12 protein-coding genes are annotated in these 25,628 nt (G+C 74.1%); 3 read left to right on the forward strand and 9 right to left on the reverse strand.

Going from position 1 to position 25,628, the window contains the following annotated elements; genetic code table 11:
- Window positions 1–10: 10 nt before the first annotated feature.
- A complete protein-coding gene (locus AB0O91_RS26785; protein WP_363437872.1) occupies window positions 11–580 on the reverse strand; it encodes an aromatic-ring-hydroxylating dioxygenase subunit beta in 570 nt (189 codons plus the stop codon).
- Window positions 573–1,934, reverse strand: coding sequence for a Rieske 2Fe-2S domain-containing protein (locus AB0O91_RS26790; protein ID WP_363437875.1), 1,362 nt, complete (start codon window positions 1,932–1,934; stop codon window positions 573–575). Before AB0O91_RS26790 ends, AB0O91_RS26785 begins: the two co-directional genes overlap by 8 nt.
- 237 nt (window positions 1,935–2,171) lie before the next feature.
- On the opposite strand from AB0O91_RS26790, the gene AB0O91_RS26795 reads away from it, so the two are divergent.
- Window positions 2,172–3,416, forward strand: coding sequence for a cytochrome P450 (locus AB0O91_RS26795; protein ID WP_363437878.1), 1,245 nt, complete (start codon window positions 2,172–2,174; stop codon window positions 3,414–3,416).
- A gap of 43 nt (window positions 3,417–3,459) precedes the next feature.
- Complete coding sequence (locus AB0O91_RS26800) at window positions 3,460–4,884, forward strand: aminobutyraldehyde dehydrogenase (protein ID WP_363437881.1); 1,425 nt, start codon at window positions 3,460–3,462, stop codon at window positions 4,882–4,884.
- Between the two features lie 83 nt (window positions 4,885–4,967).
- On the opposite strand, the gene AB0O91_RS26805 is transcribed toward AB0O91_RS26800, so the two are convergent.
- From AB0O91_RS26805 to AB0O91_RS26830, 6 genes are all read right to left on the reverse strand, one after another.
- A complete protein-coding gene (locus AB0O91_RS26805; RefSeq protein ID WP_363437884.1) occupies window positions 4,968–6,311 on the reverse strand; it encodes a condensation domain-containing protein in 1,344 nt (447 codons plus the stop codon).
- A 40-nt stretch (window positions 6,312–6,351) separates the two neighbouring features.
- On the reverse strand, window positions 6,352–7,701 hold the full coding sequence (locus AB0O91_RS26810) for an MFS transporter (protein ID WP_363437887.1): 1,350 nt from the start codon (window positions 7,699–7,701) through the stop codon (window positions 6,352–6,354).
- Between the two features lie 98 nt (window positions 7,702–7,799).
- Window positions 7,800–8,885, reverse strand: a complete 1,086-nt coding sequence (locus tag AB0O91_RS26815) for a ferritin-like domain-containing protein (protein WP_363437890.1) — start codon at window positions 8,883–8,885, stop codon at window positions 7,800–7,802.
- Complete coding sequence (locus AB0O91_RS26820; protein ID WP_329927692.1) at window positions 8,882–9,097, reverse strand: MbtH family NRPS accessory protein; 216 nt, start codon at window positions 9,095–9,097, stop codon at window positions 8,882–8,884. The genes AB0O91_RS26815 and AB0O91_RS26820 overlap by 4 nt, the downstream gene beginning before the upstream one ends.
- Window positions 9,098–9,141: 44 nt before the next feature.
- Window positions 9,142–22,869, reverse strand: coding sequence for an amino acid adenylation domain-containing protein (locus AB0O91_RS26825; RefSeq protein WP_363437893.1), 13,728 nt, complete (start codon window positions 22,867–22,869; stop codon window positions 9,142–9,144).
- A 176-nt stretch (window positions 22,870–23,045) separates the two neighbouring features.
- A complete protein-coding gene (locus AB0O91_RS26830) occupies window positions 23,046–24,506 on the reverse strand; it encodes a class I SAM-dependent methyltransferase (RefSeq protein WP_363437896.1) in 1,461 nt (486 codons plus the stop codon).
- Between the two features lie 141 nt (window positions 24,507–24,647).
- Here AB0O91_RS26830 and AB0O91_RS26835 point away from each other — a divergent pair, with 141 nt between their 5' ends.
- Window positions 24,648–24,827, forward strand: coding sequence for a hypothetical protein (locus AB0O91_RS26835; protein WP_363437898.1), 180 nt, complete (start codon window positions 24,648–24,650; stop codon window positions 24,825–24,827).
- Between the two features lie 166 nt (window positions 24,828–24,993).
- On the opposite strand, the gene AB0O91_RS26840 is transcribed toward AB0O91_RS26835, so the two are convergent.
- Window positions 24,994–25,533: a MarR family transcriptional regulator gene (locus AB0O91_RS26840; protein ID WP_363437901.1), complete on the reverse strand. Its 540-nt coding sequence runs from the start codon at window positions 25,531–25,533 to the stop codon at window positions 24,994–24,996.
- Window positions 25,534–25,628 lie beyond the last annotated feature (95 nt).

The following is a 25,628-nucleotide window of genomic DNA, read 5'->3' on the forward strand; positions in this document are numbered from 1 at the left end:
AGAAGATGGACTAGAAGATGATCGAGAGTTGCTGGTGCGTGGCGACCTCGGCGTCCAGCAGGACCCGGCGCCGCAGCAGCCGGTAGCCGGCGCCGGGCAGGCAGCGCACGATGTCGTGCCGGGCGGCGGTGGCGAGGGCGGCCTCGCCCCGGCCCCGGGTCCAGGTGGCGAGCACGTTGCACTCCACCCGCCAGGTGTCGGCCTCGGGCGCGGCGAACACCCGCACCCCGCCGACGAAGTGACGGGTCACCCCGCCCGGGCGGTCGGACCACGCGTGCCGCAGGCCGGCGCGGCCGAGCTTCATCGCGAGGATGTGCTTCGTCGCCTCGAACAGCAGTGCCCGGTCGCTGTGCCTCGGCAGGGCCGGGTCCTCGCGCAGGAGCGGGACGGGCACCTGGTAGAGGAAGCGCTCGTCGAGGAGGTCCAGCCAGTCCTGGTGCCGGCCCTCGTCCAGCGCGGCCGACTCCTCGGTGAGGAACGCGCTCACCGAGGCGTCGAGTTCGACCTGCCGGACCCCACGCGACGGGAACGGCCGGAGCTCGTACGCGGTCTCGTGCCCGGCGGCGGTGCCCTCACTCATCGTCGGCACCCATCAGTTCGGCCCAACGGCGGTAGAAGGCCCGCTGGTTCTGCTCGGACAGGGTCAGGTACTCGGCGCGGCCGGGGCCCGGGAAGTCCGGCACCGGCTCGCCGAGGCCGAGGCCGAGCGAGAGGTCCAGCGGGGCCCCGTCGGCCACCGTGCCGCCGATCGCCGCGTCGATCCGGGCGAAGTTCTCGAAGTCGTCCATCTCGAAGAGGATCCCGCCGGCCGACTGGGAGCGGGCCTGGAAGGCGTACGAGCGGCGCTTCCACTCCTCGTCCACGTGCCGCTTGGGCACCAGCGTCCAGTAGAGGCACTCGGTGTGCCGGGCGTCGATCGGGTTGTGCACCCGCCACACGAAGTACTTGGTCAGCGGGTCGTCCTCGCGCCCGATCGCCCGGTCGTGCGAGACGCTCAGGAAGGCGGCGTTCGGGAACAGCACGCCGTGCACGACCTCGCAGTGCGAGTTGAAGCGCACCTGCTCGGGCGTCTGCCCGGCGGTGAACGCCTCCCACACCTCGCGCGGGTAGCCGATGTAGGCCGGGTCCTCGACCTTGGCCGGCAGGGTGCGCCGGCCCTTCTCGACGAGGTAGCCGGCCCGCACCGCGTGGCCCTGCCGGGTGGGCACGTTGATCCCGATCAGCTCCAGCTCGCCCCTGCCGAGCGTGCCGTCGGCCAGGCCGGAGCCGTAGATGCCCTGCTCCAACGCGGCCTGGTGGGTGGTGCCCATGTGGTAGCCGTCGCCGGCGAAGTTGTCGGTGACGACCTTCCAGTTGCCGGTCGAGACCGAGCGCTGCGGCGGCCCGTAGACCTCCCACTCGCCGCCCGCGAGGTCGAGCAGCGCGTCCAGGTACCAGCGGGCGTCGCCCAGGTACTCCTCCAGCGGCGGGGCGCTCTCGCTCCAGGTCGCGAAGACGAAGCCGCGGTAGCAGGTCACCCGGGCCCGGGGCAGGTCGTAGCGGTCCTTGCGGAAGTCCTTCGGGTAGTTGCTGCGCAGCGCCGGCACGCCCACCAGGCGGCCGTCGTTGGCGAACGTCCAGCCGTGGTAACTGCACCGGAAGTGCGCGGCGTTGCCGAACGTCGCCCGGCACAGCTGGGTGCCGCGGTGACTGCACGAGTTGAGCAGCACGGTGAAGCGGCCCGCCTCGTCGCGGGCCACGATCACGCTGTCGTCGCCGAGCCTGCGGACCAGGTAGTCGCCGGCGTCGGGCAGTTCCGACGCGAACGCCAGTAACTGCCAGGACTCGCGGAACACCAGGCGCAGTTCCCGGTCGAGGACCGCGTCGTCGGAGAACGCCCGACGGTCCAGCGGATATCCGGGCAGGACTTGCTGCCAGGGCAGTGCTTCAGCCATCCGTACTCCACGGGCCGGTCGGCGGACGGGGAAAACAACAAGGAGAGCGGGGACGCGAAAACGCAGGTTAGGCCACCCCGCCGCGCACTGGCCAGTGTCCAACCCAGGCCTCCCGGACACCGTTCTGACCTCGGGTGATGCGCCCGGCGGCGTTCACCGGTGACGCCTTGTCAGGCGTTCCGCGCCTTTGGTCCACTGAGGCCTTCCACGACCCGGATCCCACTCGGAGGAAATTCCTTGGCCACCCACGCGCTCGCCGCCGAAGATTTCTCGCACAACGACCTCGAGTACATTCCCGACCCTTTCTCCTTCTACGACCGAATGCGCGCCGAGCACCCGGCGTACCGCTCCGAGAAGATCTTCGGCGGGGCCTGGCTCTTCTTCAGCTACGCCGACTGCCTGGCCCTGATGAAGGACGAGCGGCTCTCCAACGCCCGCGCCGCCGTCCCCCTCTGGTTCCTGCCCGAGGAACAGCGCACCGACTACGCCGACATGCTCGGCGTCTACGAGCGCTGGCTGGCGTTCCACGACGGCGCCGAGCACACCCGCAACCGCCGCCAGGCCAACCGCAGTTACGTCCCCTTCACGGACGCGGCGCTGGAGCCCCGGATACAGCGGCTGGTCGACGGGCTCCTCGACGCCGTCGACCCGGCCGGCTTCGACCTGATGACCGACTTCGCCTTCCCGCTGCCGGCCATGGTCATCGCCGACGTCCTCGGGGTGCCCGTCGAGGCCCACCCCGAACTGACCCGCTGGACCGACGACATCGCCTACCTCTTCGGCTCCACCAAGGTCACCGTCGAGCACCTCGACCGCACCCGCACCAGCACCCGCGAGCTCGCCGAGTTCCTCGCCTCCCCCGAGTGCGCCAAGCTCTCCGAGGAGCAGAACGGCCTGCTGCACACGCTGCGCACCACCGAGGTCCACGGCCACCGCTTCAGCGACGAGGACGTCGTCGCCCAGGCCGCGCTCCTGCTGTTCGCCGGGGTCGCCTCGATCCGCTACCTCATCGGCAACAGCGTGCAGGCCCTGGACGAGCGCCCGACGCACGAGCGCGGGCTGCTGCTGGACCCGGCCACCGTCGGCCCGGCCGTCGAGGAGCTGCTGCGCTTCTGCACCCCGGTCCAGTTCGTCGGCCGGGTCGCCCGCGAGGACTTCACCTACCTCACCGCGGCCGGCCAGGAGATCGTGCTGCCCGCCCGCCGCCCGATGATGCTCTACGTCGGCTCCGCCAACCGCGACGCCGCCGCCTTCAGCCGGGCCGACGAGCTCGTCCTCGACCGCCCGCTGCCCAACCGCCACCTCACCTTCGGCGCCGGCCGCCACCTGTGCTTCGGCGACCCGCTGGTGCGCCAGACGCTGCGGATCGCGCTCACCACCCTCTACCGGCGCTGGCCCGCGCTGCACGTCTCGCAGGACGGCTTCAACTGGAACAACAACCTCGGCTTCCACGGCTTCACGTCGCTGCGGGTCAGCGCCTGAGCAGCCCGACCACCGTCACCCCGCCGACCTTCCAGGAGCGCTGATGACCCTCCCCCGCCTGAGCAACTTCGTCGACGGCCGACCGGCCGGGCCCGCCGACGGCACCTACACCGAGCTGCTCGACCCCTGCACCGGCACCCCGTACCTGCTCGCGCCCGACAGCGGCGAGCAGGACGTCGACCGGGCGATGCGGGCCGCCGCCACCGCCTTCGAGCAGTGGCGCTGGACCAGCCCCGCCGAGCGCCAGGACGCCCTCCTGCGCATCGCCGACGCCCTCACGGGCCGGCTCGACGACTTCGCCGCCGCCGAGGCCCGCAGCACCGGCAGTGCGGCGGCGGCCGGGGAGACCCCGCTGATGGTCGACCAGCTGCGCTTCTTCGCCGGCGCCGCCCGGGTGCTGGAGGGCCTGGCCGCGGGCGAGTACTCCCCCGGCCACACCTCCTACACCCGCCGCGAGCCGGTCGGCGTCTGCGCGCAGCTGGCGCCGTGGAACTTCCCGCTGCTGATGGCCGTGCTCAAGAGCGCGCCCGCCCTCGCCGCGGGCAACACCGTGGTGCTCAAGCCCGCCGGGACCACCCCCGAGACGGCCCTGCTGCTGGCCGAGCTGGCCGCCGAGGTGCTGCCGCCCGGGGTGCTCAACGTGGTCTGCGGCGGCCCGGACACCGGGCGGCTCATGGTGCGCCACCCCGTCCCGGCGCTGGTGTCGCTCACCGGTTCGGTGGCGGCGGGCGTGGAGGTCGCGCGGGACGCGGCGGCCGGGCTCAAGCGGGTCCACCTGGAGCTGGGCGGCAAGACCCCGGTCGTGGTCTGCGCCGACGCCGACCTGACGGCCGCCGCCGCGAAGATCGTCGAGGGCGCGTACGGCAACGCAGGCCAGGACTGCACCGCCGCCACCCGGGTGCTCGTCGACAGGGCGGTCCGGGAGGAGTTCCTGGTGGCGCTCACCAAGGCCGCCGAGGCGGCCCGCCCCGGCCCGCCGGACGACGCCGGCGCGGCGTACGGGCCGCTCAACAACGCCGACCAGCTGGCCCGGGTGGACGGCTTCGTCTCCCGGCTCCCCGCCCACGCGCGGATCGTGACGGGCGGCCACCGGGTCGGCGGGGCCGGGTACTTCTACGCGCCGACGGTGGTCGCCGACGTCCGCCAGGACGACGAGATCGTGCAGCAGGAGGTCTTCGGGCCGGTCATCACGGTGCAGCCGTTCGCCGACGAGGACGAGGCCGTCGCGCTCGCCAACGGCGTCGAGCAGGGCCTGGCCTCGGCCGTGTGGACGACCGACCACGGCCGCGCGATGCGGTTCACCCGGCGGCTGGACTTCGGCTGCGTCTGGGTCAACACCCACCTCGGCTTCCCCAGCGAGATGCCGCACGGCGGCTTCAAGCACTCCGGGTACGGCAAGGACCTGTCGGTGTACGGCTTCGAGGCCTACACCCGAGTGAAGCACGTGATGCACCACCTGGGCGAGTAGCCCGGCGGGCCGGAACGCCGGAGGGCCCGAGCGTCGAAACGCTCGGGCCCTCCGGTGTCCCGCGTGCCCTCACCCGCGGGTGTTCAACTGCCGCCGCCGCGCACTCGGACGGTGTCCTCGGCGCCCTCCGCGAGCTCCCCGACCAGCTCCGCCAGCGGCCGGCCGGGCTCGGCGACGGCCGCCGCCGCGAGCCGCCGGAAGTCGCCGGTCAGGCCCTCGACCCAGGCCGGCTCGAAGCGGCGGCGGTCGTACCAGACCTGCCCCTCGATCCGGTCCTCGGTGGGCATCAGCACGAACTCCAGGTCGAACCGGCTCGCCATGCCGCCCGGCGGGTGGACCTGGGTCACCTCCAGGCCACTCAGCTTCAGCGCGTACTCGGGCCCGACCGCGACCTGGAACAGGATGTTCTCCAGCCCATCGCCCCGCTCCCCCCGGCCCTGCGGCACCAGGTGGTACGGGACCTCCTGGTGGGCCAGCGAGTCGAGCACGGTGTCCCGGGTCGAGCGCAGCACCTCCACGAAGCCCGCCTGCGGCTCCAGGCCCAGGCGCAGCACCAGCAGGTTGCACAGGAAGCCGACGGTGCCGGCCAGTTCGGGCCGGGTGCGGTTGGCGAACATCGAGGCGAGCGCGACGTCCCGCTCCCCGTCCCGGCCGTACAGCACCCCGGCGAACAGGGCCAGGGCGGCGACGAAGGTGGTCGAGCGCTGCTTGCGGCACAGCGCCGCCAGGCCCGTCACCAGCTCCGGCTCCAGCGTGAAGGACGCCAGTCCGGGCAACTGGCCGACGCCGTCGCGGATCGCTGACGCACCGGGCAGCCGGGGCGCCGCGGCCCCGGCCAGGGTGTCCCGCCAGTACTTCTGGCTCTCGGCCAGCACCCCGTCCTCGTAGCGCTGCCGCTGCCACTCGCTGAAGTCGGCGAACTGCCAGGCCACCGTGCCGGGTTCCGCCGCCTCCTCGCCGCCGGGCCGGTACAGCCGCCCGAGCTCCTGCGAGAGGACGCCGCCCGACCAGCCGTCGGTGGACAGGTGGTGGATGTTGAGCACCAGCACGGACTCCTCCGGGCCGACCGTCAGCAGCGCGGCGTGCAGCGGGGTGACGGCCAGGTCGTGCCGGTGGCGGGCGTGCCGCAGCATCGCCTCGGCCAGCGCCCCGGGCCCCGGCCCGACCTCCTCCTCGACCAGGTCGGCGGGCCGGGCGGCGTGGACGTGCTGGACGAGCCTGCGGCGGACCGACTCGTAGGTGGTGCGCAGTGCCTCGTGCCGCTCGACGAGCCGGTCCAGCGCGGTCCGCAGCGCGGGGCGGTCGAGCGGGCCGCGCAGCCGGTAGCAGGCGTTGACGTTCAGCGGGGTGTCGGCGCCGCGGTAGTGCTCCATCATCCACAGCAGCCGCTGCCCTGGTGTGGCGTCGACGGTCCTGAGGACGGTCATGTGTGAGCCCTTCTGGTGGTGGACAGCGAGGCCGTCGGCCTCAGGACTGGGCCCGCGCGGCCTCCCCGACCGGGGCCGGCCGGGTGGTCCCGGCGGAGTGGCGCACCGCGCGGTTGACGGTGGTCAGCACCGCGAGCAGGATCAGCCAGCCGCCGAAGAGCACCGTGGTGGTGCGCGGGCCGAGGGCGTCGATCATGACGCCGCCGATCAGCGCGCCCAGGGACATCGCGCTCATGCCGAGGGTCTGCACCGCGCTGGAGACCCGCCCGCGCAGGTGGTCCGGGGTCGCCGCGAGGCGGTAGGTGGACAGCGCGACCATGTAGACCGGCGCCAGCACCGACTCGGCGGCGGCCACGGCCCCGAGCAGCCAGGCGTTCGGGGCGACCGCGTACAGCGGGAACATCAGCGCCTCGACCCACAGCGTCACGGTGGCGATCCGGCCCAGCGGGAAGCGGTCGTTGACCCGGCTGGAGACCAGCGCCCCCACCATCGCACCGACCGCGGCCCCGGTGAAGACGAACCCGATCTCGGTGGGCGAGGCGCCGATCCGCTCGGCCAGCGTGATGATCACCAGGTACCCGGCGCCGTAGCGGATCGCGTCCGCGGCCGAGATCAGCGCGAGGAAGCGGATCAGCGGCTGGCCCATCAGCCAGCCCAGGCCCGCCCGGACCTCCTTCAGCAGGCCGGCCGGCGTCTCCTCGCTGCGCTCCTCCTGGAACTTCGCCCGGGTGAAGCGCAGCGAGATCGCCGAGAGCACGAAGGAGACCGCGTCCACCACGAACGGCACCGCCCGTCCGAGTGAGTACAGCGCGCCGGCGACCATCCCGCCGCCGATCCGTACGGTGTTCGTCGCGGTCTCGAACTGCCCGAGTGCCTTGCCCAGTTGCCCGGCGCCGACGACGTTCGGCAGGGCCGCCGAGTTGGAGGACTCGAAGAGCGTCTCCAGCACCCCGTTGAGCACGGCGACCGCACACAGCTGGGTGACCGTCAGACCGTCCAACCAGATCGCGAGCGGCACGCTGACCGTCACCACGGCGCGGCCCAGGTCGCACAGGATCATCGTGGTCTTGCGGTCCCAGCGGTCCGCCAGCGCACCGGCGAACGGGCCGAAGAGCAGCCAGGACAGCGAGCTGAGGCCCATCACGAGCCCGGCCTGGGTGGGCGAGCCGGATACGGCGAGCACCAGCAGGGGCAGGGCGAAGACCTGGACCTGGCTCCCCAGGAACGAGACCACCTGACCGCTGATCAGCAGCCCGAAGTCGCGGTTGCGCCAGAGCCCGGGCGGCGCCGGGGCGTCGGCGGCGGAGCCGGTGTCCGCGGAGCCGGTGTCTGCGGCGTCGGACTCTGCGGCATCGGTGTCTGCGGCGCCGGATTCTGGTGACTGGGCCATGTGGGACCTCTTGTTCGGGGACCGCCGCAGCGCGACGGCCGCGGTGGACCGGACACGGTCAGCGACCGTACTCAGGGCGGGGAGGTCACGACAAGTGATCAGGTGTGCACACGGCCGGTCCGCTCGGCGAGCGCCGCCCGTTCGCGCCGGACGCGGGCGACGGTGTCCGCACTCAGACGGCTGAGCAGGTCCATCGACTCCAGGCCGTGCATCACGCGCGGGGTGAGCAGGCCGATCCGGGCGAGCATGGGCACCACCCGGGAGAACAGCATCTGCCGGTAGCCGGCCAGGCCGGGGTCGGCCAGCGCGAAGGCCGCGCCCTCGGCGGCCGGGACGTCGAAGCGCTCCCAGAGGTCGCCCAACAGGAAGCGCCGGCGCATGAGTTCGACGGACGCCAGCAGGAAGTCCTCCCGCCGGGCCAGCTCGGCCGCCGACAGCCCGGGGACGACGTCGCGCAGCAGGAGCACGCCGAAGGAGACGTGGCGGGCCTCGTCCCGGGCCACCAGGGCGGTGATCCGCTTGATCAACGGATCGTGGAAGGTGGCCTCCGCCAGCCGGAACCCGGCCAGCGCCAGCGGCTCGACCAGGCACTGGACGGCCAGCGCGAGGAGGTCCCACTCGGTGGCCCCGAGCGCGTCCGCGAACAGCTGCCGCAGCCCCTCCGACACCGGGTACGGCTCGGGGACGTGCTCCCCCACGTAGCGCCCGAACGCCTCCGCGTGCCGGGCCTCGTCCCCGGCCTGGCTGACCGCGCACAGCTTCGCCTCGACGTCCGGCAGCACCTCGGCCAGCCGGGCGCCCGCGAGCATCGCCGCCTGCTCGCCGTGCAGGAACTGGCAGACCGTCCAGGCCTGGGTCTGCCAGCGGAAGTCGTCCCAGGCCCGGGGCCCGCGCCGGCCGATCGGCGAGGCGCGCAGCGAGTCCAGCGCGTACGCCGAGCCGGCCGGCAGCGGCTCGCCGAAGGGGACGTCCAGCGACCAGTCGATGTCGGTGGCGGCGTTCCACTGGGCGAGCTTGGCGCCCTCGTAGAGCCGGGCGAGCCCCGAGCCGGCCGTGGCGCGCTCCCAGCTGAGGACGGCGGTCACCGGGGTGTCGACCCGCAGGTCGGCCAGCCCGGCGAGCGCGGTCGGCAGCCGGGGCGCCCCCGGGCGGGTGGGCCGGTCCTCCCGGGGCGGGGGTGTCACGCCCGCCCGGCCTGCTCCGCCATCAGCCGGCGCAGACTGAGCGGCCGCAGGTCCGTCCAGACCCGGTCGATGTGCGCGGTGCACTCGTCGAGGGTCCCGGTGGTGCCCTCGGCGGTCCAGCCGGCCGGGATCTCCTGGTCCTCGGGCCAGACGGAGTACTGCTCCTCGTGGTTGAGGACGACGTGGAAGCGGGCGGCGTCGTTGTCGAACACGGGGGTTCCTTTCGGTCGGGTGATCGCGGGCGAACGGGGAGGGCTCAGCGCCCGTCCAGGGCGTCGGCGACGAGGCGGGCGATCGCGGCCAGCGGCTCGGGGCGGGTCAGGTCGAAGTGCTCGGCCGCGACCTCGTGCCGGTCGATCCCGCCGGTCGCGTACGGCGCCCAGGCCCCGGCGCCGGGCGCGTCCGCGGCCCGGCCGAGCGTCGCGGTGACGTGCAGCAGCCGGCCGTCGAACCGTCCGGTCGGGGCCGCCGCCACCGCCCGGACGACGGTGGTCGCCGTGGCGGCGAGGCGGTCGAGCTCGGCGGTGCCGGGGGCGAACCCGCCGCCCTCGCGGCCGAGCAGGTCGGCGACGAGCGCCGCGTCGACGTCCTCCGGCTCCGCGCCCCAGTGTCCGCTCTCGACCGGGTAGGCGTCCAACACGGCCAGCAGACGCACCTGTTCACCGGCGGCGCGCAGCGTGCAGGCCATGGCGTGCGCGATGTTCCCGCCGGTCGACCAGCCGAGCAGGTGGTAGGGGCCGGCCGGCTGCACCTCGCGGATCCGGTCGACGTAGTCCCCGACCATCGCCGCCAGGTCGGCGGGCTGCTCGGCGCGGGGGTCCAGGCCGCGGGCCTGGAGGCCGTAGACCGGGCGGTCCGCCAGCCCGGCGGCGAGGCCGGTGTAGCAGCGGCCGAGGCCGGTCACCGGGTGGACGCAGAACAGCGGCGGCCCGCCGCCCTCGCCGCCGAGGTGCACCAGGACCCCGGCGTCCGCGGCCGGGCCGCCGTCCAGCAGGGCTGCCAGTCCGGCCGGGCTCGGGGCGCGGAACAGGTCGGTGAGCTCGGCGGGTTCGCCGAGTTCGGCGCGGATCCGGGCGATCAGCCGGGTGGCCAGCAGGGAGTGGCCGCCGAGGTGGAAGAAGTCGTCCTCCACCCCGACCCCGGGCAGGCCGAGCGCCTCGGCGAACAGCCGGCAGAGCGCCTCCTCGCGCGGGCCCTGCGGGGCGCGGGTCACCCGGACCTCGGCCTCGGGGGCGGGCAGGGCGCGGCGGTCCACCTTGCCGTTGCCGGTCAGCGGCAGCGCGTCCAGCACCACGACGGCCGACGGGACGGCGTACTCCGGCAGGACGGCGCCCAGGTGGCGGCGCAGCTCGGCACCCGTGACGGCCGCGCCCTCGCGCACCGCCACGTAGCCGACGAGCCTGCGGTCCCCCGGACGGTCCTCCCGGAGGACGGCCACGGCGGCCGAGACGCCCGCGCAGCGCTCCAGCGCCGCCGCCACCTCGCCGGGCTCGATCCGGACACCACGGACCTTCACCTGGTCGTCCGCCCGGCCCACGAAGCCGAGTTGGCCGTCGGGGAGCCAGCGCACGAGGTCCCCGGTGCGGTACATCCTCCGGCCCGCAGCGCCGTACGGATCCGGCAGGAAGCGGGACGCCGTCAGACCGGGACGCCCGAGGTACCCACGTGCCACCTGCGCGCCGGCGACGTACAGTTCGCCGGCCACGCCGACCGGCACCGGGCGCAACCCGGCGTCCAGCACGTACACCCGGGTGCCGTCGAGCGGGCGACCGATCGGCACCCCGCCGTCCGGCCGCAGCGGCGCGCTGGCGGTCGCACAGACGGTGGTCTCGGTCGGCCCGTAGGCGTTGATCAGGTCACGTCCGGGGGCCCAGCGCGCCACGAGCTCGGCCGGGAGGGCCTCGCCCGCGACGACCAGGACGGCAAGGTCGGTGAGTTCCCGCGCGGACGGTGCGGGCAACGTCGCGAGGACGGCGGGTGTGATGACGGCGTGGGTGACGCCGCGCTCGGCCAGCACCCGCGCGAGCGGCTCGCCCGACCGCGCGCCGTCGGGCGCGAGCACCAGTGCCGCTCCGGCGAGCAGCGCGTTGGCCCACTCGTAGACGGCCGCGTCGAAGCCCGGCGAGGCCAGTTGGAGCAGCGAGCGGCCCGGGCCGAGGCCCAGCGTCGCCCCGGCGGCGGCCACCAGGTTGGCGAGGCCGGCGTGCGGGACCTGGACGGCCTTGGGGGTGCCGGTGGAACCGGAGGTGTAGATCAGATAGGCGGCGTTCTGCGGGTGGACCCGGCGGGGCAGGTCCCCGCTTCCCCGGACCTCCACCGCTGCCGTCACCGCCCGGTCGTCCAGCAGCAGGCACGGCCCGTCGATCCCCAGCACCGACGTGGTCACGATCAGCGTCGGACGGGCGTCCGCCAGCATGAACTCCACCCGCTGACGCGGATAGGCCGGGTCCACCGGCAGATACGTCCCGCCCGCCTTCAGCACCGCCAGCACGGACACCACCGCGTCCACCGACCTCGGCAGCGCGACGGCCACCACCGACTCCGGGCCCGCACCCCGCGCCACCAGCTCCCGCGCCAACCGGTTCGCCCGCGCGTTCAACTCGCCGAAGGACAGCGTCCGCTCCCCGCTGACCACCGCCGGCGCGGTGGGCCGCTCCGCCGCCCGCGCCTCGAACACCTCGTGGGCGAGCAGGCCGGAGTCCGCGGCGCGCTCGGCTCCCGTCCCGTAGGCCAGGAGGGCGGCCCGCTCGGCGGGGCCGAGGAGGTCGAGCGCGCCGACCCGGGCGTCCGGGTCGGCCGCCATCCCGGCCAGCAGCCGGACGAACCGGCCGACGAGCGCCTCCGCCGTCGAGCGGTCGAACAGGTCCGTGGCGAACTCCAGCTCACCGCCGATCCCGCCCGGCCGACCGTCGCCGGCCCGGCGCTCCCAGAGGCCCGCGGCGAGGTCGAACTTCGCGTTCGGCAGGTCGACCTGGACCTCCTCGACCTCCAGCCCGGGCAGTCCGGCCTCGGACCAGGCGTTGTTCTGCAGCACGAGCGCGGTCTGGAAGAGCGGGTGCCGGGCCGCCGAACGGACCGGGTTCAGCACCTCGACCAGCCGCTCGAACGGCACGTCCTGGCTGCCCAGCGCGTCGAGGTCCGCCTCGCGCACCCGGCGCACCAGCTCACGCACGCTCGGGTCGCCGGAGACGTCGGTGCGCAGCACCAGGGTGTTGGCGAAGAACCCCACGAGGTCGTCGAGCGCCTCGTCCGACCGGCCCGCCACCACCGTGCCGACGGGGATGTCGGTGCCCGCGCCCAGCCGGGACAGCAGCACCGCCCAGCCCGCCCGCAGCACCATGAACAGCGTCGCCCCGCACTCGCGGGCCAGCGCCACCAGCCCGGCATGCACGTCGGCGGGTATCGCGAGGTCCACGGTGTCGCCCGCGAGGCTCGCGACGGCGGGTCGCGGCCGGTCCGACGGAAGCGCCAGCTCCTCCGGCAGACCGGCCAGCCGCTCGCGCCAGAAACTCAGTTGACGGTCCATCACCTTCTGCTCACCGAGCACCCGGTGCTGCCACAGCGCGTAGTCGCCGTACTGGACGGGGAGTGCAGTCCAGGCCGGAGCCCCACCGGTCGTGCTGCGTGCGGTGTACGCGGCGGTGAGGTCGCGCAGCAGCGGGCCCATCGACCAGCCGTCGCACGCGATGTGGTGCACCACCAGCAGGAACACGTACTCCTCCGGCGCCACCCGGAACAGCCAGGCGCGCAGCGGTAGTTCACGCGCCAGGTCGAACTCGTGCCCGGCCGCCGCGGCGAGCCGCCCGGGCAGGTCCACCGGGGCGCAGTCGGCCGCTTCCCACCGGACGAGCGGCTCGCCCGTCACCGGCACCACGTGCTGCCAGGGCGAACCGTCGACGACCGGGAACACCGTCCGCAGGCTCTCGTGCCGGCCCACCACGTCCTCCAGCGCCGCCCGCAGCGCACCCTCGTCCAGCGCGCCCTTCAGCCGCAGCGCGGTCGGCACCGCGTACGTCGAGGCGCCGTCGGCACCCTCCCACTCGCGCAGGAACCAGAGCCGCTGTTGCGCGTACGACAACGGCGTCCGCTCGCCGCGCTCGACCGCGACCAGCGGCTCGTGCGGCGCGGCGGTGCGCGACTGCAGCAGCCCGGCGAGCCGGGCGGCCGTCGGCGCCTGGAACAGGTCCCGGATCCCCAGCTCCACCCCGAGCGCCGCCCTGGCCCGGACGAGCAGGCGGATGGCCTGGAGGGAGTGCCCGCCGAGCGCGAAGAAGTCGTCGTCCACCCCGACCGCGGTCACGCCCAGGATCTCCGCGAAGAGCCCGGCGAGGAGGTCCTCACGGGCGTCGCGAGGGGCGTGCGCGACCCGGGCGACGACCGCGGGCGCGGGCAGGGCGCGGCGGTCCACCTTGCCGTTGCCGGTCAGCGGCAGCGCGTCCAGCACGACGACCGCCGACGGCACCGCGTAGTCCGGCAGGGCCGCCGCCACCTCGCCGCGCACGGCGGCGGCGTCCAGCCTCGCACCGGCCACCGGGACGACGTACCCGACGAGCCTGTGGTCCCCCGGGCGGTCCTCCCGGGCCACGGCGACGGCAGCCGAGACGTCCGTGCAGCGCTCCAGCGCGGCCGCCACCTCGCCCGGCTCGATCCGGTGGCCGCGCACCTTCACCTGGTCGTCCGCCCGGCCCACGAAGGCGAGTTGGCCGTCGGGCAGCCGGCGTACGAGGTCCCCGGTGCGGTACATCCTCCCGCCCGCAGCGCCGAACGGGTCCGGCAGGAAGCGGGACGCCGTCAGGCCTGTGCGCCCGAGGTAGCCGCGCGCCACCTGTGCCCCGGCCAGGAACAGCTCACCGACCGCCCCCACCGGCAGCGGCCGCAGCCCGGCGTCCAGCACGTAGGCCCGCGTGTTCGTCGTCGGCCGGCCCAGAACCGGCGACCCGGCCGCCGACAGCAGCGCCATCACCGTGTCGACGGTGCACTCGGCCGGCCCGTACGCGTTGTGGGCGACCAGGCCGGGCGTCGCGCGCAGCCGCTCCCACAGCGCCGCCGGGAGCGCCTCCCCGCCCAGGAGCAGGGTCCGCACGGCGGGCAGCCCGTCGGCCGGGTCCGGCCGGAGCAGCCCCTCCTCGATGAGTTCCGCCGCGTAGGCGGGCGTGGTGTCCAGCAGGTCGACGCCGGCGCGGCCCAGGTCGGCCACGGCGGCCTGGGCGTCGCGGCGGCTCTCGTCGTCCAGCACGTACAGCTCGTGGCCGAGGAACAGCGCGCTCAGCGCCTGCCAGCTCGCGTCGAAGGAGGACGACGACGTGCTCGCGACGCGGGCCCGGGGGCGGCCGGTCGCGGCCAGGTGGTCGGCCAGCACCGTACGGTCCAGGTGCCGGACGAGGTTGGCGAGGCCGGCGTGCGGGACCTGGACGGCCTTGGGGGTGCCGGTGGAACCGGAGGTGTAGATCAGATAGGCGGCGTTCTGCGGGTGGACCCGGCAGAGCAGGTCCCCGCTTCCCCGGACCTCCACCGCTGCCGTCACCGCCGGGTCGTCCAGCAGCAGGCACGGCCCGTCGATCCCCAGCACCGACGTGGTCACCACCAGCACCGGACGCGCGTCCGCCAGCATGAACTCCACCCGCTGACGCGGATAGGCCGGGTCCACCGGCAGATACGTCCCGCCCGCCTTCAGCACCGCCAGCACGGACACCACCGCGTCCACCGACCTCGGCAGCGCGACCGCCACCACAGCCTCCGGGCCCGCACCCCGCGCCACCAGCTCCCGCGCCAACCGGTTCGCCCGCGCGTTCAACTCGCCGAAGCTCAATTCCTCGTCCCCGAACACCAGGGCCCGCTCGGCCGGGCGGGTCCGCGCCTGCCGCTCGAACAACCGGTGCACCGGCTCAGGGTCCGTGACCGGTTCGACGGATCCGGCCCACTCCGCCAACTGCTGCCGCTCCGAGGCGTCCAGGAGCTCCAGCGCACCCACCCGGACGTCCGGCTCCGCCACCATCCCGGCCAGCAGCCGGACGAACCGGCCGACGAGCGCCTCCGCCGTCGAGCGGTCGAACAGGTCGATGGCGAACTCCAGCTCACCGCCGATCCCGGCGGGACCGCCGTCGGCCGCCGTCAGCTCCCAGCAGTCCACCGACAGGTCGAACTTGGCGATCCGGTGCTCGACCGGAACGTCCTCGGCCTCCAGCCCGGGCAGGTCCAGCTCGGACCAGGCGTTGTTCTGGAGGATCAGCATGGTCTGGAAGAGCGGGTGCCGGGCCGCCGAACGGACCGGGTTCAGCACCTCGACCAGCCGCTCGAACGGCACGTCCTGGCTGCCCAGCGCGTCGAGGTCCGCCTCGCGTACCCGGCGCAGCAACTCGCGCGCAGTCGGGTCGCCCGACAGGTCCGTCCGCAGCACCAGCGTGTTGACGAAGAACCCGATCAACTCGTCCAACGCCTCGTCGGACCGCCCCGCCACCACCGTCCCCACCGGGATGTCGGTGCCCGCGCCCAGCCGGGACAGCAGTACCGCCCAGCCCGCCCGCAGCACCATGAACAGCGTCGCCCCGCACTCCCGCGCCAGCGCCACCAACCCGGCATGCACGTCGGCGGGTATCGCGAGGTCCACGGTGTCGCCCGCGAGGCTCGCGACGGCGGGCCGCGGGCGGTCCGACGGGAGCGCCAGCTCCTCCGGAAGTTCCACCAACCAGTCCCGCCAGAAGGCGAGCTGACGACGCATCAGCGAGTCCGGGTCGTCCTCCTCACCCAGGACGCCGCGCTGCCAGAGCGCGTAGTCGCCGTACTGGACGTCGAGGTCGCCCCACGCCGGAGCGTCCCCGGTCGTCCTGCGGGCCGTGTAGGCGGCGGTGAGGTCGTGCAGCAGCGGGCCCATCGACCAGCCGTCGCACGCGATGTGGTGCACCACCAGCAGGAACACGTGCTCCTCCGGCGCGACCCGGAACAGCCAGGACCGGAGCGGCAGTTCGGCCGAGAGGTCGAAGACGCCGTGCACGGCCCCGTCGATCAGGCCGGTGACCTCGTCCGCCGTACAGGCCACGGTCGCCCAGGGCACCAGCGCTTCGCCCGTGACCGGCACGATCCGCTGCCACGGCACGCCGTCGACCACCGGGAAGACCGTGCGCAGGCTCTCGTGCCGGGCCACCACGTCCTCCAGCGCCGCCCGCAGCGCACCCTCGTCCAGCGCACCCCGCAGCCGGACGGTCAGCGGCATCGCGTACGTCGCCGTCCGGGCCTCGCTGTCCACGGTCCCGAGGAACCAGAGGCGCTGCTGGGCGTGTGAGAGCGGCAGCCGCTCGGGCCGCTCGACGGGCCGCAGCGGCGGCCTCGGGGCCACCGCCCCGCGCCGGTCGAGCAGCGCGGTCAGCCCGGCCACAGTCGGCGCCTGGAAGAGGTCCCGGATCCCCAGTTCCACCCCGAGCACCGTCCTGACCCGGGCGACGAGGCGCATGGCCAGCAGCGAGTGCCCGCCGAGCGCGAAGAAGTCGTCCTCCACCCCGACCCTCGGCCGCCCGAGCACCTGCTCGAACAGCCCGCACAACACCTCCTCCCGCGCATCCCGGGGCGCCCGCGTCACGTCCGCCTCCGCCTCGGGCGCCGGCAGGGCTCGGCGGTCCACCTTGCCGTTCCCGGTCAGCGGCAACGCGTCCAGCACCACCACCGCCGACGGGACGGCGTACTCGGGCAGGACCGAGCCGAGCCCGCGCCGCACCTCGGCCCCCGTGACGGCCGCGCCCTCGCGCGCCACCACGTACCCGACGAGCCGACGGTCCCCCGGGCGGTCCTCCCGCACCACGGCCACGCCGCTCGCGACGCCCGCGCAGCGCTCCAGCGCGGCCGACACCTCGCCGAGCTCGATCCGGAAACCGCGCACCTTCACCTGGTCGTCCGCCCGCCCCAGGAAAGCGAGTCGGCCGTCCGCCGTCCACCGCACCAGGTCCCCGGTGCGGTACATCCTCCGGCCCGGGGCGCCGAACGGATCCGGCAGGAACCGCGACGCCGTCAGACCTGAGCGCCCGAGGTAGCCACGCGCCACCTGCGCCCCGGCCAGGAACAGCTCACCCACCACCCCCACCGGCACCGGCCGCAACCCGGCATCCAGCACATAGGCCCGCGTATTCGTCGTCGCCCGGCCCAGCACCGGCCCCTCGGCGTCACCGAACCACGCCGCCAGCGCGTCCACCGTGTTCTCCGTCGGGCCGTAGGTGTTCTGCCCGGTCCACCCCGCCGCGTCCAGCACCCGGCGCCACAGCGACGCCGGCAGCGCCTCGCCGCCCACCACCAGGGTGCGGTGCGGGCCGGGGCCCGCCTCCAGCAGACCCTGCTCGACCAGCTCGGCGGCGTAGCCCGGCGTGGTCTCGAGCAGGTCGACGCCCTCCCGCCCGATGTACTCGGCCAGCCGGGCGGCGTCACGGCGGTCGTCGTCGTCCAGCAGGTGGAGCTCGTGGCCGAGGAAGAGCCCGAGCACGGCGGTCCAACTGGAGTCGAAGGCCAGGGGCGCCGTCGACACCATGCGGATCCAACGGGTGCCCGAGCGCTCCCGGTGTCCGGCGAAGGTCACCCGCTCGTAGTGGTGGCCCAGGTTGGCGAGGCTGCCGTGGTCGACCACGACGCCCTTGGGCCGGCCGGTCGAACCGGAGGTGTAGATGACGTACGCCGCGTGCCGCGGCACCACCTCCACCCCGAGATCGTCGGCACTCTGCCGCGCCACTGCCACCTCATCGACGAGGAGCCGAGCAACGCCCGGACACTCCGCGCCCAGCTCCCCATCGGTGACCAGCACCTCCGGAGCCGCGTCCGCCAGCATGAACTCCACCCGCTCACGCGGATACTCCGCGTCCACCGGCAGATACGTCCCACCCGCCTTCAGCACCGCCAACAACGCCACCACCGACTCCACCGACCGCGGCAACAACACCGCGACCCGCACCTCCGGCCCGACCCCCCGCACCACCAGCTCCCGCGCCACCCGGTTCGCCCACCCGTTCAACTCACCGAAGGTCCAGGCCCGGCCGCCGAACACCAACGCCCGCTCGCCGGGCCGGCTCGCGGCCTGCGCCTCGAAGAGCCGGTGCACCGGCGTGCGGTCCACGGCCGGCTCGACGACGCCGGCCCACTCCGCCAACCGCTGACGCTCCGAGTCCGCCAGAACCTCCAGCGCACCCACCCGGACGTCCGGCTCCGCCGCCATCCCGGCGAGCACCCGACCGAACCGGCGGGCGAGGGCCTCGGCCGTCGACCGGTCGAACAGGTCGCTCGCAAACTCCAACTGACCTCCGAGGCCCGCCGGTTCACCCGTCGACCCGGCGTTCTCCCAGAAGTCGACGGAGAGGTCGAACTTGGCGATCCGGTGGTCGATCGGGAGCTCGTCGACCCGCAGGCCCGACAGGCCCGGCTCCGACCAGGCGTTGTTCTGGAGGATCAGCATGGTCTGGAAGAGCGGGTGCCGGGCCGCCGAACGGACCGGGTTCAGCACCTCGACCAGCCGCTCGAACGGCACGTCCTGACTGCCCAGCGCGTCGAGGTCCGCCTCGCGCACCCGGCGCACCAGCTCACGCACGCTCGGGTCGCCCGACAGGTCCGTCCGCAGCACCAGCGTGTTGACGAAGAACCCGATCAACTCGTCCAACGCCTCGTCCGAACGCCCCGCCACCACCGTCCCCACCGGAATGTCGCTGCCCGCACCCAGCCGCGACAGCAACACCGCCCAACCCGCCCGCAGCACCATGAACAACGTCGCCCCGCACTCCCGCGCCAGCGCCACCAACCCGGCATGCACCTCCGCCGGCACCGCCAGGTCGACGACGCCGCCGGCGAAGCCCGGTTCGAGGGGCCGCGGCCGGTCGGTGGGCAGCGGGAGTTCCTCCGGCAGGCCGGCCAGGCGCGAGCGCCAGAAATCGAGCTGCCGGTTCGCCAGGGAGGCGGAATCGTCCTCCTCACCCAGCACGCCGCGCTGCCAGAGCGCGTAGTCGCCGTACTGGACGTCGAGTTCGCCCCACGCCGGAGCGTCCCCCGTCGTCCTGCGAGTGGCGAAGGCGGCGGCGAGGTCGCGCAGCAGCGGGCCCATCGACCAGCCGTCGCACGCGATGTGGTGCACCACCAGGAGCAGCACGTGCTCCTCCGGCGCGACCCGGAACAGCCAGGCCCGGAGCGGGAGTTCACCCGCGAAGTCGAAGCCGTGGCCGGACGCCGCCGCCAGCCGCTCGTCGAGCTCGTCCCGGCCGCACGCCAGCACCTCCCACGGGACGAGCGCTTCGCCCGTCACCGGCACGACCTGCTGCCACGGCACACCGTCGACCACCGGGAAGACCGTGCGCAGGCTCTCGTGCCGGCCCACCACGTCCTCCAGCGCCGCCCGCAGCGCACCCTCGTCCAGCGCACCCCGCAGCCGCAGCGCGGTCGGCACGGTGTACGTCGAGGCGCCGGACGCCCGTTCCCATTCCCGCAGGAACCAGAGGCGCTGCTGGGCATACGAGAGCGGCAGCCGCTCGGGCCGCTCGACGGGCCGCAGCGGCGGCCTCGGGGCCACCGCCCCGCGCCGGTCCAGCAGCGCGGTCAGCCCGGCCACGGTCGGCGCCTGGAAGAGGTCACGGATCCCCAGCTCCACCCCGAGCGCCGAACGGACCCGGCTGACCAGGCGCGTCGCCAGCAGCGAGTGCCCGCCGAGCGCGAAGAAGTCGTCCTCCACCCCGACCCGCGGCCGCCCGAGCACCTGCTCGAACAGCCCGCACAACACCTCCTCCCGCGCGTCCCGGGGCGCCCGCGTCACATGCGCCTCCGCCTCGGGCACGGGCAGCGCGCGGCGGTCCACCTTGCCGTTGCCGGTCAGCGGCAGCGCGTCCAGCACCACCACCGCCGACGGGACGGCGTACTCGGGCAGCGCCGACGCCACCTCCCTTCGCACGGCGGCGCCGTCCGGCGAGGCCCCGGCGGCCGGGACGACGTACGCCACGAGCCGGCGGTCGCCCGGGCGGTCCTCCCGCACCACGGCGACGGCGGCCGACACCCCGGCGCAGCGCTCCAGCACGGCCGAGACCTCGCCGAGCTCGATCCGGAAGCCGCGCACCTTCACCTGGTCGTCCGCCCGCCCCAGGAAAGCGAGTCGGCCGTCCGCCGTCCACCGCACCAGGTCCCCGGTGCGGTACATCCTCCCGCCCCCACCCCCGAACGGATCCGGCAGGAACCGCGACGCCGACAGCCCCGGACGCCCGAGGTAGCCACGCGCCACCTGCGCCCCGGCCAGGAACAGCTCACCCACCACCCCCACCGGCACCGGCCGCAACCCGGCATCCAGCACATAGGCCCGCGTGTTCGTCGTCGCCCGGCCCAGCACCGGCCCCTCGGCGTCACCGAACCACGCCATCAGCGCGTCCACCGTGTTCTCGGTGGGCCCGTAGGTGTTCTGCCCGGTCCACCCCGGGGTCGCCAGCACGCGCTGCCAGAGCGACTCCGACACCGCCTCGCCGCCGACGTTCAGCATCCGCGCGAAGCCGGACTCCCCGTCCAGGAGCCCCTGTTCGACCAGTTCGGCCGCGTAGCCCGGGGTGGTGTCCAGGAACTCGACCCGGGCCCGCTCCAGGTACTCCACCAGACGGGCGGCGTCGCGGCGGGTCTCGTCGTCCAGCAGGTGCAGCTCGTGGCCGACGCACATGGCCAGCAACGCGACCCAGCACGAGTCGAACGCGAGCGGGGCCGTCGTCGCGACGCTCGCCCGCTCCCGGCCGGTGGCGGCGAGCAGTTCGGCGTACGTCGTGACCTGGTAGTGGTGGCCCAGGTTGGCGAGGCTGCCGTGGTCGACCACGACGCCCTTGGGCCGGCCGGTCGAACCGGAGGTGTAGATGACGTACGCCGCGTGCCGCGGCACCACCTCCACCCCGAGATCGTCGGCACTCTGCCGCGCCACCGCCACCTCATCGACGAGGAGCCGAGCAACGCCCGGACAGCCCGCGCCGAGCTCCCGATCGGTGACCAGCACCTCCGGAGCCGCGTCCGCCAGCATGAACTCCACCCGCTCACGCGGATACTCCGCGTCCACCGGCAGGTACGTCCCACCCGCCTTCAGCACCGCCAACAGCGCCACCACCGACTCCACCGACCGCGGCAACAACACCGCGACCCGCACCTCCGGCCCGACCCCCCGCACCACCAGCTCCCGCGCCACCCGGTTCGCCCAAGCGTTCAACTCACCGAAACTCACCTCCCGTTCCCCGCAGACCAGAGCGCGGGCGTCCGGGTTCGTCCGCGCCTGCCGCTCGAAGAGCCGGTGCACCGGCTCGGGGTCGGCCGCCGGCTCGACGATTCCGGCCCACTCCGCCAACCGCTCCCGCTCCGAGTCCGCCAGAACCTCCAGCGCACCCACCCGGACGTCCGGATCGGCCGCCATCCCGGCGAGCACCCGGACGAACCGCTCCACCAGCACCTCGGCGGTCGACCGGTCGAACAGGTCGCTCGCGAACTCCAACTGGCCTCCGAGGCCCGCCGGTTGTCCGTCCTCGGCACAGTGCTCCCAGGCATCGAGCGACAGGTCGAACTTGGCGATCCGGTGGTCGACCCGGAACTCCTCGGTCGCCAGCCCCGGCAGCCGCAACGTCGTCCAGGAGTTGTTCTGCAGCACCACCATGGTCTGGAACAGCGGGTGCCGGGCCGCCGACCGGACCGGGTTCAGCACCTCGACCAGCCGGTCGAACGGCACCTCCTGGCGCCCGAAGGCGTCCAGATCCGCCTCGCGCACCCGGCGCAGCAGCTCACGGACGCTCGGGTCGCCCGACAGGTCCGTCCGCAGCACCAGCGTGTTGACGAAGAACCCGATCAACTCGTCCAACGCCTCGTCCGAACGCCCCGCCACCACCGTCCCCACCGGAATGTCGCTGCCCGCACCCAGCCGCGACAACAACACCGCCCAACCCGCCCGCAGCACCATGAACAACGTCGCCCCGCACTCCCGCGCCAGCGCCACCAACCCGGCATGCACCTCCGCCGGCACCGCCAGCTCCACCGTGTCGCCCGCGAACGTCGCGACCGCGGGCCGCGGACGGTCCGCCGGGAGCGCCAGCTCCTCCGGAAGCTCCACCAACCGGTCCCGCCAGAAACCGATCTGACGGTCCATCAGTGAGCCGGGATCGTCCTCCTCGCCCAACACCTCCCGCTGCCACAACGCGTAGTCCCCGTACTGCACCGGGAGTTCGACGGACCAGACCGGCGGCTCGCCCGTCTCGCGCCGCGCACCGTACGCGGCGGCCAGGTCCCGCAGCAGCGGTCCCATCGACCAGCCGTCGCACGCGATGTGGTGCACGACGAGCAGGAACACGTGCTCCTGCGGCGCCGTCCGGAAGAGCGAAGCCCGCAGCGGAAGTTCACGCGCCAGGTCGAAGGCCCGGGCCACCGCCGCGTCGACCAGGCCGGGGACCTCCCCCTCGGCGCACTCCCGCACCTCCAGCGGCACCAGCGGCTCGCCCGTCACCGGCACGACCTGCTGCCACGGCACGCCGTCCACCGCCGGGAAGACCGTGCGCAGGCTCTCGTGCCGGCCCACCACGTCCTCCAGCGCCGCCCGCAGCGCACCCTCGTCCAACTCACCCCGCAGCCGCACCGCGACGACCTCGTTGTAGACGGCCGCGCCCCCCTCCAACTCCCGCAGGAACCAGAGGCGTTGCTGGGCGTACGAGAGCGGGAGCAGCTCGGGGCGCGCCATCGCCTGCAACGGCGCCCGCTTCTCGGCCGCGCCACTGTCGAGCAGTTCGGCGACGCCCGCGACGGTCGAGGCGTCGAAGAAGTCCCGGATGCCGATCTCCACCCCGAAGACCGCCCGGATCCGCCCGAGCAGCCAGGTGGCCAGCAGGGAGTGCCCGCCGAGGTCGAAGAAGTCGTCCTCCACCCCGACCCGCGGGCGCTCGAGCACCTGCTCGAACAGCCCGCACAGCACCTCCTCGCGCGCGGTCCGAGGTACTCGGGTCTCACCGGCGAAGGGCTGGTCGGGGTTGCTCGGCATGGCGTCACCTCATCGGGGTCGTGGCACGGTGGGGCTCCCTGGGCGGGCCGGCGCAGGGGCATCACGGACAAGGGGAGGAGAGCGCGGCCCAGCGCGCGAAGGAACCGACGGACACCCCGCCGAAGCCGTGGCACCGCATCATGACCCGGGCGGCCGGGTGGCCACCAGGCCCGCACTCAGCCGAGCGCCAGAACGAACTCGACCTCCGGCGGCTCGCCGCCGTCCGGCGCGTGCCGGGCGAGCGCCTCGCGCACCGCCCGTCGCCAGTCCTCCGAGACGGCGGGCGGCACCAGTTGCTGCCGGCACACCGCGCCCGCAGCCGTGACGGGCACCGCGACGCGGTAGTGCTCGTGCTCGTCCGCGTCCGGGCCCGGGAACCACGCGTCGTAGTCCCCCGGCGGCCCGTCCGGGCGCCAGCTCAGCCGGACGGGCCGCCCGTGCCGCTCGGCCAGCCGGTGGACGGCCTCCGGGTCCAGGCCGGGCGCGCCGGGCCCGTCGACCGGCTCCGCCCGTCGCGCCGCGTGCAGCCGGCGGGCCTCGCCCAGGCGGGCGTTGGCGATCCCGCTGATCCCGAACCCCGCCGCTTCGCCCGCCAGCAGCCGGTCCAGCTCGTCGAGGCCGATCCGCGCGGCGGGCCGCCACGGGCCGGTCCGCGCCGGGGCCGGGCAGCCCACGTGCAGGACGGCGTCGTAGCGGAAGAGCGTCATCTCGGTGGGCGCCGCCCCCAGGCGCGGCGCGAGCTCCACCGCCGTGATCGCCGGGAAGCGCCGCGGCAGGTCGGCCAGGTAGCCGGGGTCCACGCTCAGCTCGACGTCGCCGGCGAGTTCGACCGCGACGTGGTCCAGTCGCAGGCCGCTGCGCGGTCCCGGGTCCCGCCGCAGCTCGTGCTTGAGCACCGCGAAGTGCTCCAGCAGGCGGGAGTCCCGCAGGTCGCCGAGGAACACGTGCCCGCCGGGCGCCATCCGGGGCAGCGTCGCGGCGATCACCGACTCCAGGTACGTCACCGAAGGGAAGTACTGGACCACCGAGTTGACGACCGCCGTGTCGTACCCGTCCGGCGCCGCGGCCGGCGGCGCGGGCACGTCGGCGGCCGCCTCCGCCACCGTGATCACGGTCTCCGGCCGGCCCCGGCGCAGGTCGTCGCCCAGCCGGCGCAGCAGGCGCACCGCCTCGGCGGAGAAGTCCGTCGCGGTGTACTCGCGGACGCCGAGCCGCTCGACCAGCGGCCGCGCGAGCAGCCCGGTACCGGCGCCGACCTCCAGGACGGCACGGGGCCCGAGCCGGGCGAGCCGCTCCACCGTGGTGTCCACCCACTCGGCCATGTGCGCGGCACCGATCGGGCGGCCGGTGAAACTGTCCGTCCACCCCGCCAGCCGGCCGGCCTCCGGGCCGTCGTCGTCCGCGACCAGCCCGTACGCGTCCTCGAACACGGCCTGCCAGGACTCCACCACGACGGCCTCGTCCTGCGCGTCGCCCTCCGGCCCGGGTTCGGGCAGCACCTCGACGACAAGCCGCCGCCCCCCGGCCCCGCCGGCCCGAACGGTCACCCCCCGCACCGGCACCAAGGGGGCCAGCGCGGCGGCGACCACGCCGTGCAGGTCCGGCCGGGCGTCGTTCTCGCGCTCACGCTCTCGCACTGACACAGCATCAACTCCGCGCTAGGACCGGAGGGCCGACCGCGAACGGCGGGCCACTGCTGCGTCATTTACCGGGATCGGCGAACACTCTGTCAATCGATCACCGACACCCCGGAGGCGTCCAACCGCGCGCACCCGCAGTTGAACACCCGGAACGCCGGGCGCCGCCGGACGCAGGCAGTAACGTTCGACGCCCAGGACTTCCCGTGGACCGCCGACGACACCATCACCGTGCCCCTCAAGTACGACACCAACGGCGGCGCGAGCATCTACAGCGCACGGACCAGGGCAACGTTCACCAACTGCGCCGGAACCCAGTAACAGCGCCCACCTGGCCTTGGACGCAACGGCCCGGCCAATCCTGGGACCATCGTGCCAAGCACGCGGCCGGGTCTCACACGATCACGCAGAGCCCCGATGCAACCGAAACGGAGCCCTGACGCTGTCGCAGTTCCCCCCGACAGCTTCTTGACGGTTTGCGACAGCGTCAAGCTCCGGCGTCGTCACGGCGGCGCCGTACCGTCGTGGCCGAGCGGGAGGGCTGGGCCCGCATGTGGTCGCGGACCCGCGCCATGATCTCGGCCAGCTGCGGCAGGTCACCACCGGTCAGCGAATCGAAGAGCAGGCGACGGGCCAGTTCCACGTATGGGGGCAGGACCTGCTCCAGCAGCGCGCGGCCGGCGTCGGTGAGGGTGACGGCGGTCGCGCGGTCGTCGTCCGGGTCCGGGCCGCGGGTGATCAGCCCGGCCTTCTCCAACAGCCCGACCTGATACGTGATCCCGCTGCGGCTGTAGACCACGCCGTCCGCCATCTGGGTCATGGTCTGCGTCCCGCCCGCGTCGCGCAGCCGGACCAGGAGCTGGAACTGCACGAAACTGACGCCGGCGATCTCCCGCAACTGCTGCTCGAGCCGGTACTGGAGCAGGTTGACCGACTCGGTGAGCGCGATCAGCGTCTTCAGCTCGACCGGGTTCAGCGGCTCGTCGCCACCGGGCCGGGCTTCGGGGTCGGGAGGGCTCTCGGTCATCCGGCCAGCATAGTGCTCCTAATTCAAAGCATCTCTGTGGCATAGGTCACTTTCACATCCCCATTTCCTTAGAATTCGAAGCAAGCTACGGTGGG

Origin of the sequence: Kitasatospora sp. NPDC089797 (assembly GCF_040684795.1) — a bacterium.
Lineage (GTDB): Bacteria > Actinomycetota > Actinomycetes > Streptomycetales > Streptomycetaceae > Kitasatospora.